17 protein-coding genes are annotated in these 15397 nt (G+C 38.8%); 2 read left to right on the forward strand and 15 right to left on the reverse strand.

Features of this window, described 5'->3' with window-relative positions; genetic code table 11:
• Positions 1-53: 53 nt before the first annotated feature.
• Positions 54-896 (reverse strand): DegV family protein, encoded by an 843-nt coding sequence (locus tag ACWODM_RS07915; protein ID WP_455320837.1) that lies wholly within the window; start codon positions 894-896, stop codon positions 54-56.
• A gap of 130 nt (positions 897-1026) precedes the next feature.
• On the opposite strand from ACWODM_RS07915, the gene trhA reads away from it, so the two are divergent.
• Positions 1027-1680: a PAQR family membrane homeostasis protein TrhA gene (gene trhA / locus ACWODM_RS07920; protein WP_455320838.1), complete on the forward strand. Its 654-nt coding sequence runs from the start codon at positions 1027-1029 to the stop codon at positions 1678-1680.
• A gap of 87 nt (positions 1681-1767) precedes the next feature.
• Here the strand turns inward: trhA and ACWODM_RS07925 are convergent, their stop codons facing one another.
• The 14 genes from ACWODM_RS07925 to ACWODM_RS07990 form a co-directional block, all read right to left on the reverse strand.
• Positions 1768-2256, reverse strand: coding sequence for a dihydrofolate reductase (locus ACWODM_RS07925; RefSeq protein ID WP_455320839.1), 489 nt, complete (start codon positions 2254-2256; stop codon positions 1768-1770).
• A 14-nt stretch (positions 2257-2270) separates the two neighbouring features.
• On the reverse strand, positions 2271-3218 hold the full coding sequence (locus tag ACWODM_RS07930; protein ID WP_455320840.1) for a thymidylate synthase: 948 nt from the start codon (positions 3216-3218) through the stop codon (positions 2271-2273).
• Positions 3219-3233: 15 nt separating this feature from the next.
• Positions 3234-5114 (reverse strand): ABC-F family ATP-binding cassette domain-containing protein, encoded by a 1881-nt coding sequence (locus tag ACWODM_RS07935; protein ID WP_455320841.1) that lies wholly within the window; start codon positions 5112-5114, stop codon positions 3234-3236.
• A gap of 87 nt (positions 5115-5201) precedes the next feature.
• Positions 5202-7331, reverse strand: a complete 2130-nt coding sequence (locus ACWODM_RS07940) for a peptidoglycan D,D-transpeptidase FtsI family protein (protein WP_455320842.1) — start codon at positions 7329-7331, stop codon at positions 5202-5204.
• Positions 7332-7704: 373 nt separating this feature from the next.
• On the reverse strand, positions 7705-8757 hold the full coding sequence (locus ACWODM_RS07945) for an LCP family glycopolymer transferase (protein WP_455320843.1): 1053 nt from the start codon (positions 8755-8757) through the stop codon (positions 7705-7707).
• Between the two features lie 141 nt (positions 8758-8898).
• Positions 8899-9708 (reverse strand): ABC transporter permease, encoded by an 810-nt coding sequence (locus ACWODM_RS07950; RefSeq protein WP_455320844.1) that lies wholly within the window; start codon positions 9706-9708, stop codon positions 8899-8901.
• Between the two features lie 39 nt (positions 9709-9747).
• Entirely contained in the window at positions 9748-10797 is a 1050-nt protein-coding gene (locus tag ACWODM_RS07955; protein WP_455320845.1) for an ABC transporter ATP-binding protein, read from the reverse strand.
• Positions 10798-10929: 132 nt separating this feature from the next.
• Positions 10930-11334 carry a glycerol-3-phosphate cytidylyltransferase gene (gene tagD, locus ACWODM_RS07960; RefSeq protein ID WP_455320846.1) on the reverse strand — a complete coding sequence of 135 codons (405 nt, stop codon included), beginning with the start codon at positions 11332-11334 and terminating at the stop codon, positions 10930-10932.
• A 199-nt stretch (positions 11335-11533) separates the two neighbouring features.
• The gene (locus ACWODM_RS07965) at positions 11534-12040 is read right to left on the reverse strand and encodes a glycerophosphodiester phosphodiesterase (RefSeq protein WP_455320847.1); all 507 of its coding nucleotides are present in this window, start codon (positions 12038-12040) and stop codon (positions 11534-11536) included.
• The gene (locus tag ACWODM_RS07970) at positions 12041-12337 is read right to left on the reverse strand and encodes a glycerophosphodiester phosphodiesterase family protein (protein WP_455320848.1); all 297 of its coding nucleotides are present in this window, start codon (positions 12335-12337) and stop codon (positions 12041-12043) included.
• A gap of 89 nt (positions 12338-12426) precedes the next feature.
• Positions 12427-12627: a cold-shock protein gene (locus ACWODM_RS07975; RefSeq protein ID WP_455320849.1), complete on the reverse strand. Its 201-nt coding sequence runs from the start codon at positions 12625-12627 to the stop codon at positions 12427-12429.
• Positions 12628-12702: 75 nt separating this feature from the next.
• On the reverse strand, positions 12703-13191 hold the full coding sequence (locus ACWODM_RS07980; protein WP_455320850.1) for a GNAT family N-acetyltransferase: 489 nt from the start codon (positions 13189-13191) through the stop codon (positions 12703-12705).
• Positions 13192-13290: 99 nt separating this feature from the next.
• On the reverse strand, positions 13291-13899 hold the full coding sequence (locus ACWODM_RS07985) for a superoxide dismutase (protein ID WP_455320851.1): 609 nt from the start codon (positions 13897-13899) through the stop codon (positions 13291-13293).
• Positions 13900-13979: 80 nt separating this feature from the next.
• A complete protein-coding gene (locus ACWODM_RS07990) occupies positions 13980-14420 on the reverse strand; it encodes a GtrA family protein (protein ID WP_455320852.1) in 441 nt (146 codons plus the stop codon).
• Between the two features lie 114 nt (positions 14421-14534).
• Between ACWODM_RS07990 and ACWODM_RS07995 the strand changes: the two genes are divergently transcribed.
• Positions 14535-15335: a DUF1189 domain-containing protein gene (locus ACWODM_RS07995; RefSeq protein WP_455320853.1), complete on the forward strand. Its 801-nt coding sequence runs from the start codon at positions 14535-14537 to the stop codon at positions 15333-15335.
• Positions 15336-15397 lie beyond the last annotated feature (62 nt).

Consider the following 15397-nt stretch of genomic DNA (forward strand, 5'->3'; position numbering starts at 1 on the left):
TTCAAACAAAAACTGGATGCTTGAAGAAATCCTCAACATCCAGTCCTATTAGCTTATTCTGAATAGTACATGATCGCAAAAGCACCTTCACCAGTGTGTGTAGCAATGATCGGTGTCGTATGGAGCACACAAATTTCCATCTTAGGAAAGATCTCCTGTAACTCTGCCTTGAACTTCTCCGACTGTTCTATACCGCCTGCATAGGAAATACCTATTTTTTGGATCGTCGGATTATTTTTCAATTCTGTTTTTAACTCTTGGAACCATTTATTAAAAGTCTTTGGCCCCCGTCCTTTGACCACTGGCAACAGTTCTGCATTTTTCAGCTCCATGATTACACGCATGTTGAGAATGCTGGATAGCATTCCCTTTGCTCGACTGATCCGTCCACCCTTCACCAAGTTTTCCAAGGTAGAAAGACCAATGAACAGCTTCGTATTTTTTAAAAGATTTTCTACTACTGGCAGAACCTCGTCCAAACTTTTGCCTTCCCGTGCTAGTTCTGCTGCTCGAATCACAGCAAAGGACAACGCCTGGTCTGTCATATCTGAATCGATCACAGTCACACTACTTTTAGAAAGGTTACTCGCTTGTCTAGCAGCCTCGACTGTCCCGCTCAATGCCTTTGTCATATGAATAGATAAAATCTCACTGCCATCTTTTCCAAGTTCATCATAAAGTGCGGCAAATTCACCAATTGGTGGCTGACTGGTCTTTGGTAGTTCCTTTGATTCAGCCATCATTTCCATAAATTTTTCACCAGTCAGATCATCCGTATCTGGATAAACCATACCGTCGATCATTACAGACAATGGAACGACATGTATATTCAAGCGATCTCTCACACTTTTTTTCATTGTACAAGATGAATCAGTAACTATCTTAAGATTTCCCATTCTTCTATCACTCTCTCTTTAACACTGGTCCTATTTCGTGTTAGAATAACACTGAACCATTTCTTATATTTAAGTATAACAGAGAGAAATTGATTTTTCATCTATTTCCAAACGAAAAGAGGAGCACTTAATGGAAACTTCCAAATTTACTAGAAAATATCTAATTGTCAATGAGGTACTAAATGCTGTGACCCATGGGCTCGGCTGCGGATTGAGTATTGCAGGGCTAGTGATTTTGTTGGTCAAGGGCGCTCGTCTTGGCTCAGCCATGCATGTCGTTTCATACGCTATCTACGGTTCAACAATGATTTTACTTTTTTTATTTTCTACCTTGTTCCATAGCCTGATTTTCACTCGGGCAAAAAAGGTTTTCCAAGTGTTTGACCATGCCTCGATCTTTCTACTGATTGCCGGAAGTTACACCCCTTTTTGTTTACTTAGCATTCGAGGCTGGATGGGATGGACTCTCTTTGTAAGTATCTGGTTGCTTGCCATCAGTGGTGTCATTTATAAATCAGTGACCCTCCATCGAAAAGAAACGGTATCAAAAATCTCCACCCTTATTTATATCGTCATGGGTTGGTTATGCGTATTAGCTTTCAAGCCTTTGATAGATTCTCTCGGTGTTTGGGGAACAGGGCTTTTAGCAGGCGGCGGTGTTTCCTATACAGTAGGAGCCTTGTTCTACGGATTGAAAGACGTTCGCTTCATGCATGTCGTCTGGCATCTATTCGTAATGTTAGGTGCAGGTCTGATGTACTTCTCCGTCTTGCTCTATACGTGAGCACCTGTAGCAAAATCAAATAAAAACAAAGATCCAAACGATCACAATAGCTCACTTGCGAGCCTTTGTGATTGTTTGGATCTTTCTCTATTTACGAAGATAGTTTTCAAAACGGTAAGGATGGCGATTTTTTTCATCAATGATTCCTTCATCAGTCTCTGAAAGCATCCATTGCTCCCAATCAACTTCTGGGAAATAGGTATCTCCTTCAAAGGACTCCTCGATCACTGTTCGATACAACTGCTGACAATAAGGCAAAAAATCCTGATAGATCATCGCTCCTCCAGTAATAAATACTGGTGTCGCTTGTTGTTCGGCATAAGCCAGCACGTCTTCTATCGTATGCAAAACTAAGATACCTTCGCTTTGGTAAGCCTTGTCTCGAGTCAATACGATCGTCTGACGGTTAGGAAGCGGTCTTTTTCCCATACCTTCAAAGGTCTTTCTTCCCATCACGATTGTCTGTCCGACTGTCGTCTCTTTGAAGAATTTTAGATCTGCTGGTAGGTACCATGGCAGACGTCCGTCTTTACCGATCAAACCTGTTTTGTCTTGCGCCCAAATGGCTGTCAACATTTCGTTTTCCTCCTCTATACTGCGATCGGTGCTTTGATTGTTGGATGAGGATCATACCCCTCCAAGCCGATATCTTCCATTTCAAAATCAAAAATCGATTGCTTCTCATGATTTAAGACCAATTTTGGTGCTGGTCGAACGTCACGGGACAACTGTTCCTCCATTTGCTCAAAATGGTTGTTGTATAAGTGAGCATCCCCCAAAGTATGGACAAAATCGCCTACCTGTAAACCAGTTTCATGAGCAATCAAATGCGTCAGCAACGCATAACTAGCAATATTAAATGGAACCCCCAAAAAAACATCCGCGCTTCTCTGATAAAGCTGACAGCTCAACTTGCCGTCATTTACATAAAATTGAAACATTGTATGACAAGGAGGCAAGGCCATGGTCGGCACGTCTTCAGGATTCCAAGCTGAAACAATCAATCGACGAGAATCAGGTGTTGTTTTGATCATCTCGATGATTTCCTGAATCTGATCAATAAAACCACCTTTTGCTTTTTCCCAGTGACGCCATTGATACCCATACACTTTACCAAGATCACCGTGTTGCTCTGCAAAAGCTTCGTCTTCAACGATCTGCTGGCAGAATTTGTTAAGCTCTTCTTGATACACCTCATTGAAGTCTGAATCTACCAGACAACGACGGCCAAAATCTGTCATGTCCGGTCCTTGGTAATCCTCACTTTGGACATAGCGTTCAAACGCCCATTCATCCCAAATATGATTCTTATGTTGGAGTAAGTAACGAATATTGGTGTCCCCTTTTAAAAACCACAACAATTCACTTTTGATCAATCCAAAAGGAACTCTTTTTGTCGTTAATAACGGAAATCCCTGACTTAAATCAAAACGCATTTGATGTCCAAAGATACTCTTAGTTCCGGTTCCAGTACGGTCCCCTTTCTGATTTCCTTCTTCCAAAATCAGTCTTCCTAAATCAAGGTACGCTTGTTCCATTTATTCGTTTCCTCCTTAACCTTCTGCAAATTCACTCAAGTATTCCCAACGCTCAAGCTTTTCATCTAATGCTTCTTCGGCTTGGCTGACTTCTTTTTGCAATTCTTGTAATTTTGTAAAGTTGTCTCCCTGATGATTCATTTCTTCAGTAAGAACGGTGATTTTTTCTTCCAGTTCAGCGATCTCCTCTTCAATCGTTTCCCACTCTTTTTTCTCCATGTAACTTAGCTTTTTCTTTTCTTTCTTTTCCGGTTGCTTTTCTGTCACTTTTTCTTTGATCACTGTTGGCTCTTTTGACTGCTGTGACAGATAATCATTGATCGAACCAAAGTAACTGTCAATGCTTCCTTGACCTTTAAAGATCAACAGCTTTTCAGCAGCTTTGTCCAAGAAATAGCGGTCATGGGAAACCGTAATAACTGCTCCCGGAAAAGAATGCAGATAATCTTCCAAAACAGTCAGTGTATCAATATCTAGATCGTTGGTCGGTTCATCTAACAATAAAACATTGGGTTGCCCGATTAACAGCTTCAACAAAAACAGCCGACGTTTCTCACCACCAGAAAGTTTACCGATCTTTGTTCCATGCATAAAACGTGGAAATAAGAAACGTTCCAGCATCTCAGCTACACTAATCTGAGAACCATCACTGCGACGAACTTCTTCAGCAGCCTCTTGTAAATAGGCGATCATTCGCTGCTCAGGATCCATCTCTTCATTCTGCTGTGTATAATAGGCCAAGCGGACAGTTTCCCCAGTGATCAATTCGCCACTCTCCAATTCCAAACGACCAGACAGCAGATTAAGCAAGGTCGATTTTCCAGCACCATTTTCTCCAGTGATCCCCAACCGTTCTCGTGATTGAATCAGAAGATCAAAGTGATCCAAAATGCACTGACCCTCAATGAAATAGACACCTTCTTTTATTTCAAGGACTTTTTTTCCTAAGCGCTTGGTCGCAATATCGATCTCTACTTCTCCACTACTTTGCACTTGGTGAAGATTTTCTTTCAAATCTTCAAAACGACCAATTCTGGCTTGTTGTTTAGTCGTTCTTGCTTTTACACCCGCACGCATCCATTCTAGTTCCTGCTTATAAAGTTGTTTGCGTTTTTGTTCCTGCTCATTTTCGACACGTTCTCTTTCTGCACGTTGCAAAACATAAGCTTCGTAATTCCCTTGATATTCGTGGAGCTTTCCAAAGGACAATTCAAAAATGCGATTGGTGACACGATCCAGAAAATATCGGTCATGGGTAACCATAAGAAGGGCGCCACGATAGTGCTTGAGATATCCTTCCAGCCACTGGATTGCTTGATAGTCCAAGTGGTTGGTCGGTTCATCTAAAAGCAGTAGATCCGGTTCGTCGATCAGTATTTGTGCAAGTCCTACTCTTTTTTGCTGCCCGCCCGATAACTCAGCCATCGGTTTGTCCAGCTGATCGATCCCCAGCTTCTGCAAAATGATTTTGGCATTCGTGTCGGTCAGCCAGGCATCTTTTTCATTCATTGCTTCTTCTGCCAATGTATATTCTTTTTGTACAGATGGATCTTCTCCATTTATTTCTAATTGAAACAACGCTTGTTCATAGCGTTTGACTGTTCTCAGCTGCTCGCTTTCTCCTTGAAAGACGGTTTCTAGAACGGTTTGCTGCGGATCGAAATTTGCTGCTTGAGACAAATAACCAATCCGATAATCACTCGGATAAAAAACTGTCTGCTTGTCTCCATCTCCGCCTTCGTTCCCAGACAGGATCGACAGTAAACTCGTTTTTCCCGTACCATTGACACCGATCAATCCGATACGGTCTCGTTCGTGAATCAAAAAGGAAATCTGATCAAAAAGCGTCTTCTCTCCATAGGTTTTTGTCAGCTCGCTTATCTTTAATTCCTTCACAGGATCTCCTCCATTTCCTTTCGCTATTGTAACACAAAAATACCGTTGCCAACATCTTCTTTCAAGTTGGTCAACGGTATTTATTTTTTAACGATCTGCCATAAAAGTATCATAGTAGGCGTTCATGATTTGACGTGTCAACTCGGTGTTTGGCGACACGCGATGCCCTGTAGAGATTTGAGGAACTACCACAGCCAAAGCAATCTCCGGATCTGAATAAGGACCATAGGAAACCAAATTACGACTGTCTACGTCGATCGCCTTGCCGTCGTCATAGACTACCCCTTCAGCGGTACCCGTTTTTGCAGCCAAGTCGATTTTGGTATTTTGTAAAGCCCGTCCAGTAGTGAAGGCGTCACTACCATGAACAACATCATAGAATCCCTGTTGAATAATATTCATATTTTCTTCAGAAATATTGACTTCATTCAATACATTTGGACCGAATTCTTCCTTCAATTCACCAAGATTTCCATGATCATCATTGCCATAGATCCCTTCAACCAGGTGAGGCTGAACTCGCTTTCCATCATTAGCGATCGTCGCCACATATTGAGCTAGCTGCATCGCTGTATACGTATCAAACTGCCCAAAAGTCAAATCGAGGATCTTGGCAGCATCAAAGTTTTCATCGGACAACTCAGAAACATCCGGTCGTAATCCGGTCGCTTCATCCGGCAAATCAATGCCGGTTTTTACTCCCATACCGTAAGAGGCATAGGCATCGCGAATTTGTTGATAAACCTCTGCTTGTCTCGTTACACTTGGCATATTCAACGCCTTGCCATCATAATCGATGCCTAACATTTTCAATCCAACTTGAATCATGTAGGAGTTGGAAGAGATTTCCAAAGATTTGGTTGCTGTTAGATTGCGATTATTATAGCCTTGTCTATTGAAAATCGAAGCTTTCGGATTTGACCCCTGCAAGTAGATTGGTTGATCATACAACTCTTGATTTCCTTGAAGGACGCCACTCTCCCAGCCAGCTGTTAAGGTTCCAGCCTTCATCACTGAGCCCGGCTCAAAAGCATGTTGATACGTACCGATAACATTATCTGAAAGCTCATTAGTCTCAATGTCATGATAGTAGCCTGACATGGCGATAATGGCACCAGTCTTGGGATTCATCGCTACGACATATACTCCCGGAGAATATTCGGCTGCTCCGACATCAATCAAGTTTTGATAAACGTTTTTGACGATATCATCAACTTTTTGTTGAAACTCCGAATCGATCGTCAAGACTAGATTGTCGCCCTTTTCACCAGAAAAGACCTCTTTTTGGCTTTCGATGTTTCCGTTTTGATTGACGGTGATCTCTTGCTCTGATTTAACTCCTTGCAAGATCTCCTCGTACTGTTTCTCTAAAAAACTTGTTCCGATACGGTCATTGTAAGCATAGCCCTTATCCAAATATTCTTGCGCATTATCAGCTTGGAGACCATCTTTAGATACTCGACCAATCAATGTTTGGATAGCATTTACATCTGTTACGACGTTTCTGTCCCAGTCCATGCCTGTGGATATGCCTGGAAGCTCCTTGCCTCGCTCTGATACGACAGCTAATTCTCGGTCCGTTACCCCTTCGTTTTTAACGAAGACGGTCGTCAGCTGCTGCGCACTATTCAATCGTTTGAATAAAGTAGCAGCCTTCAAATCTTCTTGATCAAAAGCAATCTGTTCATCTGTCACTTTTTCAACTAAATACGCATACTCCTGAGAGCTGCCTGCCTGTTTTTCTTCATCTGTCAGCAATTCTTGCGCTGCTGCTAAATGGTCTGGGTCAGCTAACCAATAATCTTTCAAATCTCGTTCAGTCAATTTTTCATCAACTTCAATCTCGATCAAATCATTCAGTCGTTGCGCTGTTTGTAAAAGATCTTTGGCAGCCATCTGATATCCACGCGTAAAGGTGATCGCAGCATTAGAAACATTTTCCACTAGTGGCTCACCGTTTGTGTCGTAAATCTGTCCACGGGGAGTACTTCCTTGGATCTTGAATACAGAGGCTGCTTTTAATTGCTGCTCGAATTGTTGGTTGTCGATGATCTGCAACGAACCTAATTGAGCGATCAGTGTTACAAACAAACCAAAGATGACAAAAAATAAAAGATTCAATCGAAAAGGGACATGAGATTTTCGGTTATGTTTATCTGTTGGAGCCGTTGGTTCGGCTTGATTTTTTTTAGGGAGAAACTTTTTGAGTTTTTGCATGTTGACATTCCTTCCATATACTAGAACTACTGTCTTATTTTACCAAAAAAATCAAATTAAAACAGGAAAAAAGACGAAATAAAGAAATCCTTATAAAACCTCTTGTTGCAATTGACCCTTAGCTTTACATAGTACCACTTCACATTCGAGAAAATTTCCTGCGAAACATTGAAGGTATTTTATTACTAGTCCTCTTGAACAATGCTCATCTCTTAAAATACGCAATTGTTTCACATTTATTTTTTACATCTTTACAAAAAATACACAAAACATGATTTAACAACATTTACAAAAGGAACTTTCTTACATCTCTCGTGAAACATTTTTTTTGACATTTTTTTGTGGAAAACTAAAAAACGATCCGAAGATCGTTTTAATAGTCGTCATCCGGATCAGTATCCCCGGAAACATATACTTCTTGTGTATTCGAATCATCATAAAATTGATTACCTATGAATCCATTGTATGAATATTCGTATTGTGGATCAATTTCAAGTGTTTCACTCGTCGGCATTTCCAGTTGTTCCTTTAACAAATTCTGAACATCCAACAGTTCGTTGATACCTAAAATCTGATAATAGATTTCATTGATCAATTGGCCATTTCCTTCCAACTGTTCCTGTTCGATATTATTAAAGGCTGGATAATAATTGGTTGCGATATCCAACATTTGATCCCAGGTCAAATCCGTCTTAGAATTTTTTTCAACTGCTTTCAGGATGTTTTGATAATTGCTGACACCGTCAACACTCAATACTTTTTCGATCACTTTTGTGACGACTTCACGTTGGCGTCTTTGACGACCAATATCTCCGTCGGGATCATCTTTTCTCATTCTAGCATAAGCTAGACCGGTCTTACCATCTAAAGTAATTTGTCCGAAGGGAACGTGGACACCTTCCAAAGTGAAATCGATCTGATTGTCTACATCAATGCCGTCCACGGCATCAATCAGGTCACTTAGTCCCTGCATGTTCAAGATAACGTAGTGATCGATCGGTATGTCCAGTAGCTTCTCGACAGCATCCATTGACAGCTCCACACCACCAAAGGCATAGGCATGGTTCAACTTGTCGAATGTTCCGCCATCCAGCATATCTGCCATGATGTCGCGATCCAAACTAACGATGGTTGACTGTTGCTTCTTAGGATTGACTGTTACAACCATCATACTGTCAGAACGACCTTGACCGGTTCTTCCAAGTGCTCCTACATCTGTACCTAATAATAAAATGGAGAAAGGTTCGCGGTCTTCAATACTCACAGCAACCTCTCTTTTTTTCGTTTCTCTATTTGCCAATTGATTGATATTGTTTACTACATCATTGACTTCATCTAAAGCTTTCATTCCGTAAAAGGTCAAACCGATTACGGCAACTGCAGCCAAACTCAATATACCGATGATGATTTTTTGGTATAAACGCATTTTGCACCTCATCCTATCTTATCCTAAGAGTAATCGTTTAAATTTTGCCACAACTTTGTATCTGTATCAACATCACGAAGGCTTTATTACAGAAACTTAACACTACTGAAATCTAAATGAAAAGAGATGGTTGCCCATCTCTTAAATGTAATCTACAAATTTTGCTCTAAATTTCATGTGAAGGTGACTTCCCAAAATCAACAGGATTAGCACAATTCCCCAAAAAATCAGACCATATGTCGTCTTTTCCCAAAACCATGCTCGATTTAAGAAAGAATCACGGAAACCTTCGATAATATAATACACAGGATTCAGTTGCAATATTTTAACCAGCCACACCGGCAAACTACGATTTTGAATGTCCCAGATTGGACCAGAAACATAGAACAACAGTCGCAAAACGGACTGTAAAAAAATGTGATAGTCCCGAATCAAGACAGTGATCGTTGCATTCAATAAACCGAAAGCAAATAAAAAGGCGATCATACAGATAAAATAATAAATATATTGTAGCCAATACAATGTAGGGGTAACACCGAAAGCTAAGACCGTTCCGATAACGATGGCTACCATTGGAAAATATGAAGACAGATTACTAACGATATTGATCGTTGGCAATACACTAACAGGAAACTTCATTTTAGCAACCATGCCTACTTGGCGATGGATACTGTTAGAAGCACCTAAAATAGAGGAGTTGATATAAAACCAGGCAGTGATACCGATCAACATCCATACGATAAATGGGACACCAGAGATCTCTCTGCCTTGATTGACACCAATCCCAAATACTAAATAATAGATCCCTATTTGAATAGCAGGATTCAAGATCTGCCAAGCTAATCCTAAGTAATGACTTTGATAAGTAGCTTTGTCTTCATAACTAGACATGCGGAAGATCATTCCGACATGCTGGAACTGTTCTTTAATCACAGCAACAATTTCTTTCACAAAACTCTTCCTTTTCTATCTGAATTGATAAATCAATTCTTATTTAAACACTTGAGTAATCACTTCTACAGGATTCTGAATAGCATAAGTGATTGAACGCCCACTAAAAGAGACCAACGAACAAAACATCGTAGCCACGACAGCTCCTGTCAATAGAAGTTTTGTCGGTACGGTCATTTTTTCTCCAAGAGGTGTACGGTTCAGATTTTTGGCAACTTCCTTCTCAGAAAGGTTTTGAGCCTGCAGCTCTGAATCTGCAGCAACTTCATTTCCTAAGTTTTCCAAAGAAAATGATTTTTGTGCTTCTTTTTGGTCATCTTGGTATCTTTTTTGGTCTTTTTTAGATTGCTTTTTAAACCAGCTGATAAAGTCACGGTATTCTTTCATGACTTCAGCGGTTGGACCAAACATTCTCAAACTACCATAATGCATCCAAATCGTTTTGTCACAGAGCTTCTCCACTTGACCCAAGGCATGACTAACAAAGAAAATCGTCTTGCCTTGTTTTTTAAATTCAAGAATCTTGTCCACACATTTTTGGTAGAAGGTCTCATCTCCCACGGACAAGGCTTCATCGATAACTAAAATATCTGGATTGTTATGAACGGCAATCGCAAAACCCAAACGAGAACGCATCCCGCTAGAATAACTTTTTACTGGCTGATTGATAAAATCTCCCAAATCAGCAAAGGCAATGATCTCATCCAGTTTTTCATCGATTTCTTTATTGGTCATACCAGACATCAGAGCTTTCAATCGAATATTTTCTAACCCAGTAAGCTGAAACTTCAAACCAGCACCGATCGAGATAATAGACGTTTCACCATTGACATCCATTGTACCAGAGGTCGGCGGAATGATACCGCTGATCACATTTGACAAGGTAGATTTCCCTGAACCATTGATTCCAATGATCCCAATCGATTCGCCAGCTTTTACTTCAAAGCTAACACCCTTCAAAGCCCAGAAATGTGGTACATTGCGCTGATAAAATTTAAATAGCGCTTTTACTTTGTCTGATTTCTTTTTATAAAGATCATACTCTTTAGTCACCAAAGTACTTCTTACTTTCACTTGATTGTTTTCCAAATTTATTCATCCATTCTTAAAACGCTTTTCAATTACAAAAAATCATAGTTATAATACCATATTTTTTTGTAGGAAACATTCCTATTAGAAAAATTTAAACGAAACACTAAAAAAGTCGAGTAGCTCCTCGACTTATTCTTCGTTCAATTGTAAATCTTTTTTGATTTGTGTGGTAGAAATTTCCGGCGTACGGGATAGATAGACGACTTCCGCATCTGTTTCTTCTTGAACAAAATCAAATTTACCTGTCCAGTCATCTCCCATAACAAAGGTGTCGATATGATATTCTTTGACGTCAGAAACTTTTTGATCCCAGCCATTTTCAGGAATGACTAGATCTACATAACGAATCGCTTCCAGCAAATGTTTGCGTTTTTCATAAGAGAAATAGCATTTCTTTTGCTTCTCATTCCAGTTAAACTCATCTGTTGACAAAGCAACGATCAAATAATCGCCCTGTTCCTTTGCCCGACGCAATAAGTTGATATGTCCGTAATGTAGTAAATCGAAAGTTCCATAGGTAATTACTCGTTTCATACTATAACCTCATTCGTTTTTTAATATATTGAAGATAACAAAAAAAGAAAAAAATAGCAACAAAAGAAAGAGTTTTCTGCACTAGGCACTCTTTTAAACGTCAGTATTATAGTCGATTTTAATAGCTTTACTCAGAATTTAAGTACGCTTATATCGAGTTCCGATAATAGATGGATACTCGAAAAAAGGAACTATGTGCTTACCGATTTTCTTTTTCCAATATAAATGCCTTAGCTGTATAATCTGTAAAATAACTATCTACACCCAAATGAATCGCTTCTTTTATTTCGTCAGTGCTATTTAACGTCCATACATTGAATTTTTTATGTTGTTCCTGAACTTTTTTTACATTTTCTTTATTCATCAATTTCTTATTCACCGAAACAATATCTACTTCATCATAATCAATACTTTTGTCTAGTTCATCTTGTTCTTTTACTAATAATAGTTTGGGCATCTGAGGAAATATTTCTTCTAATTCCTTTAACGTTTGAATATCCGAAGCCTGTACAATCGTACTTTCATCCAAATTGTTTTCTATAATAATTTTTTCAAACAACTCAGTTTGAAGTGAATTTTCTTTTAGCTCAATAACATAGGTGACTGATTTGTCATACTTATCGAAGACTTCTTGTAATCCAAGTATCGGACTACCATCTTCTGTTTTTAAATTTCGGATCTCATCATCTGACATCTCTGAAAACAATCAGTCCACACCTGTTATTTTTTTTGCAGACAAATCATGAGATACAAACAACGTCCCCTCTTTTGAAGTAACAAGATCTTGTTCTATATATTTTGATCCATATAGAATTGCCAAATCATAAGCTGCAAATGTATGTTCTATTTCTTCACCAGAAGCACCACGATGGGAAAATACATGCTTACTCAAGGGATGCGAATGACTATAGAATCTAGTTATTGTAAAAAAAGAAAGCATCGCTACCACTAGAAACATGCTTATCCATACAAATTTTCTTCTTTTCCTTTTTCGATAATGCATAAATCTCTCCATCCTAACTTCATTCATCAAAAAAGACTTGAATCTACTCCAAGTCTTCTTCCTACTGAAATTTTTTTCAATCGATCGAACTACAGTTTCGTTACTTCTGCAGCTTGTGGACCACGAGCGCCTTCAACGATTGTGAATTCTACTTCTTGTCCTTCTTCTAAAGATTTAAAACCGTCGCCTTGGATCGCTGAAAAGTGAACAAATACATCGTCGCCACCTTCAACTGTCAGAAAGCCAAAGCCTTTTTCATTGTTGAACCATTTCACTGTACCTTTTTCCATATAGATAAAGCCTCCAAAATATTAAAATAACGAATTTTTTCCGTTGATACTATTATAACAAAATAGAAAACGTTATCAACTGTTTTTTTCAAATATATAATCGACCATCTGATAGCCTTCACCGATATCGGCAATATCTTCTCGCATCAATTTAAACCCGCGTTTTTGATAGACATCAATCGCCTGCTTATTTCCCTGATTGACTCTTAAATACTGTTTTAAAGCCAAATTCTTACTCAATTGATCGTACCAGTCAAAAACTTCTCGCATCAAGCCTTTTCCACGATAGCTTTCGGAGATATAAATTTTGCTCAGATACAGATGATCCTTTTTCACTTCATAGGCTGTATATCCGACGAGCTCTTCTTGATAATACAATGAATAATAACAGGTACCTTGCTCGATTTCCTGACGAATATTCTCTTTTCCTTGATAATTTTCTAGCATATAGGCTACTTGCTGTTCACCGATAATTGGTGTAAAAACCTCTTGCCAAATCTTTACGACTACTTCATGCAGTGCATCGATTTCTTCCTCACTTGTCACATTTTTTCTCTCCAACATCTCTACCACTCCTTGTATCACTAAGTATAGAAGTCCTTTTTCAAATTGTCACGAAAAAAAAGCCAGATAGATCGACTATCTGACTTTCAAAAAATCAACTTATTTTGCTGCGTTGTACCATTCGTTTGCTTTTTCCCAGTTGACTAATTTCCAGAATGCATCGATATAGTCTGGACGAACGTTTTTGTAGTTCAAGTAGTAAGCGTGCTCCCAAACGTCTAAACCAACGATCGGAGTACGACCATCCATTAATGGTGAATCTTGGTTAGGAGTAGAAGTTACTTCTAAAATCCCATTATTCAAAGCTAACCAAGCCCAACCAGAACCAAAACGTCCAGTTGCTGCTGTTTTGAATTCTGCTTTAAATTCTTCAAAGCTACCGAATTTTTCATCGATCGCTGCTTTTAATTCTCCAACAGGTTCGCCGCCAGCATTAGGAGCCATGATTTCCCAGAATAAAGTATGGTTTGCATGTCCACCACCATTATTACGTACTGCTGTACGAATGTCTTCAGGAACCGCTGCTAAATCAGAAATTAATTCTTCTACAGATTTACTTGCTAGTTCAGGATGCTTGTCAACTGCTGCATTCAAGTTTGTCACATACGTGTTATGATGTTTGTCATGATGTAAGTGCATTGTCTCAGTGTCAATGTGTGGTTCTAATGCATCATAAGCATATGGTAATTCTGGTAATTGGTAAGTCATAAAAAGATTCCTCCTAAATGTTATTTATATTGTAAGAGTATCAGAGAAAACGATTTTCTTCAAAAAATTTGCTTCGTTTTTTATTTATTTTTATTTCCTTTGGTAAAAATCAAGAATTTACTGAACACATAATTGGCGACCACAACTAGAATCTGTGTAAGAACTTTCGCTACCATGCCATCGATTTTCAATAGATCGATCATCAAAAACATGCTTCCCATATCCAAAACCAAGGAAACCAGACGATAAAAAATAAATCTCAAAAATTCTGTCCACCATTCAGAAGCTGTACTAGAGCTGGAATGAAAGACCCATTTTTTATTCGTGACAAAAGCAAACAATACAGCTCCCAACCAGGAAATCACTGTCGCTACCATGTAATGAAAGTTCAAAATATCCAGACAAATCAAATGAATAACAATATTAACGATCGTTGTACACACGCCAAAAAACAGGTAAGTAAACACTTCCCATAGCTTTCTTTTTTCGAGTTCGTTTCGAAATTTCTGTAATAAATTCATGCTTTTACTCCTTTAGAATTCAAATCTAGCGCTTTTCTTATTTTGTTTCTAATTGTCTTCTGCTACAATAGGACTTAGCATTAAAATTTATTTACAATATGAAGGGATTTTATCATGTCATTGATGCAATTAGCAAAATATTCTTTTTTTAATTTTAGTCAATTAAAAGAAGCAAGAAAAGTCGGGCTGGGAAAAATCATCGGCTATTTGATCTTATTGAGCTTTCTTTCAACCATTCCCCTTGTCACACACGTTTTTCAAGGTATGCAAGAGATTCGGACCGATGGCCAAACGATCGCAGAAAAAATTCCTCCTTTCAGCATTCAAAACGGGAGACTGACAACTGAATCTCCAGGAGAAGGCTTTATCTATCAAACAGACTCTATTATTTTTACATTTGATCCAGAAGGTCATCGAACTGCTGAAGATATTTCCAATGATTTGGTGGGAAATTTATTCAGTATCGGACTGCTCCCTGAATCCATTGTCCTTGCTCTACCAGCAAATGAGTTGACTACTTCACTGTTAGGCAGCAGTCAATTAGAATTCTCTTATCAGGAAAACGGATTGGATCAGTTAGATGACAGTGTAGTACGGGAAATGCTTTCTTACAACCAGATGCCTTGGTGGATTTATTTAATTGTTTTTATCGTTGCACTGTATCCCTCTTTTATCAGTGTGATTTTTACACTGTTAATCGGTTCTCTTTTCGCTAATATCTATTGTCGCTTCTTAAGGATCCACTATTCCTTTTTGGACAACTTAAAAATTCTTGCATTATGTATTACCCTACCTGTTTGCATGACTACACTGATTCAGTTCTTTACTTTTTCATTTGATGCAAGCACCTTCATCTTAATGGCGAGCATTTTTATTTTTCCTCAAACAGTAAAAAAAGATCAAATGAAGGAATGACATTTCCGTAATTGGGAATGTCTTTTTTTTGAAAAATTTGCTAGACTAAAGGAAAAGGGGGT

It is taken from the genome of Enterococcus olivae (assembly GCF_053760925.1).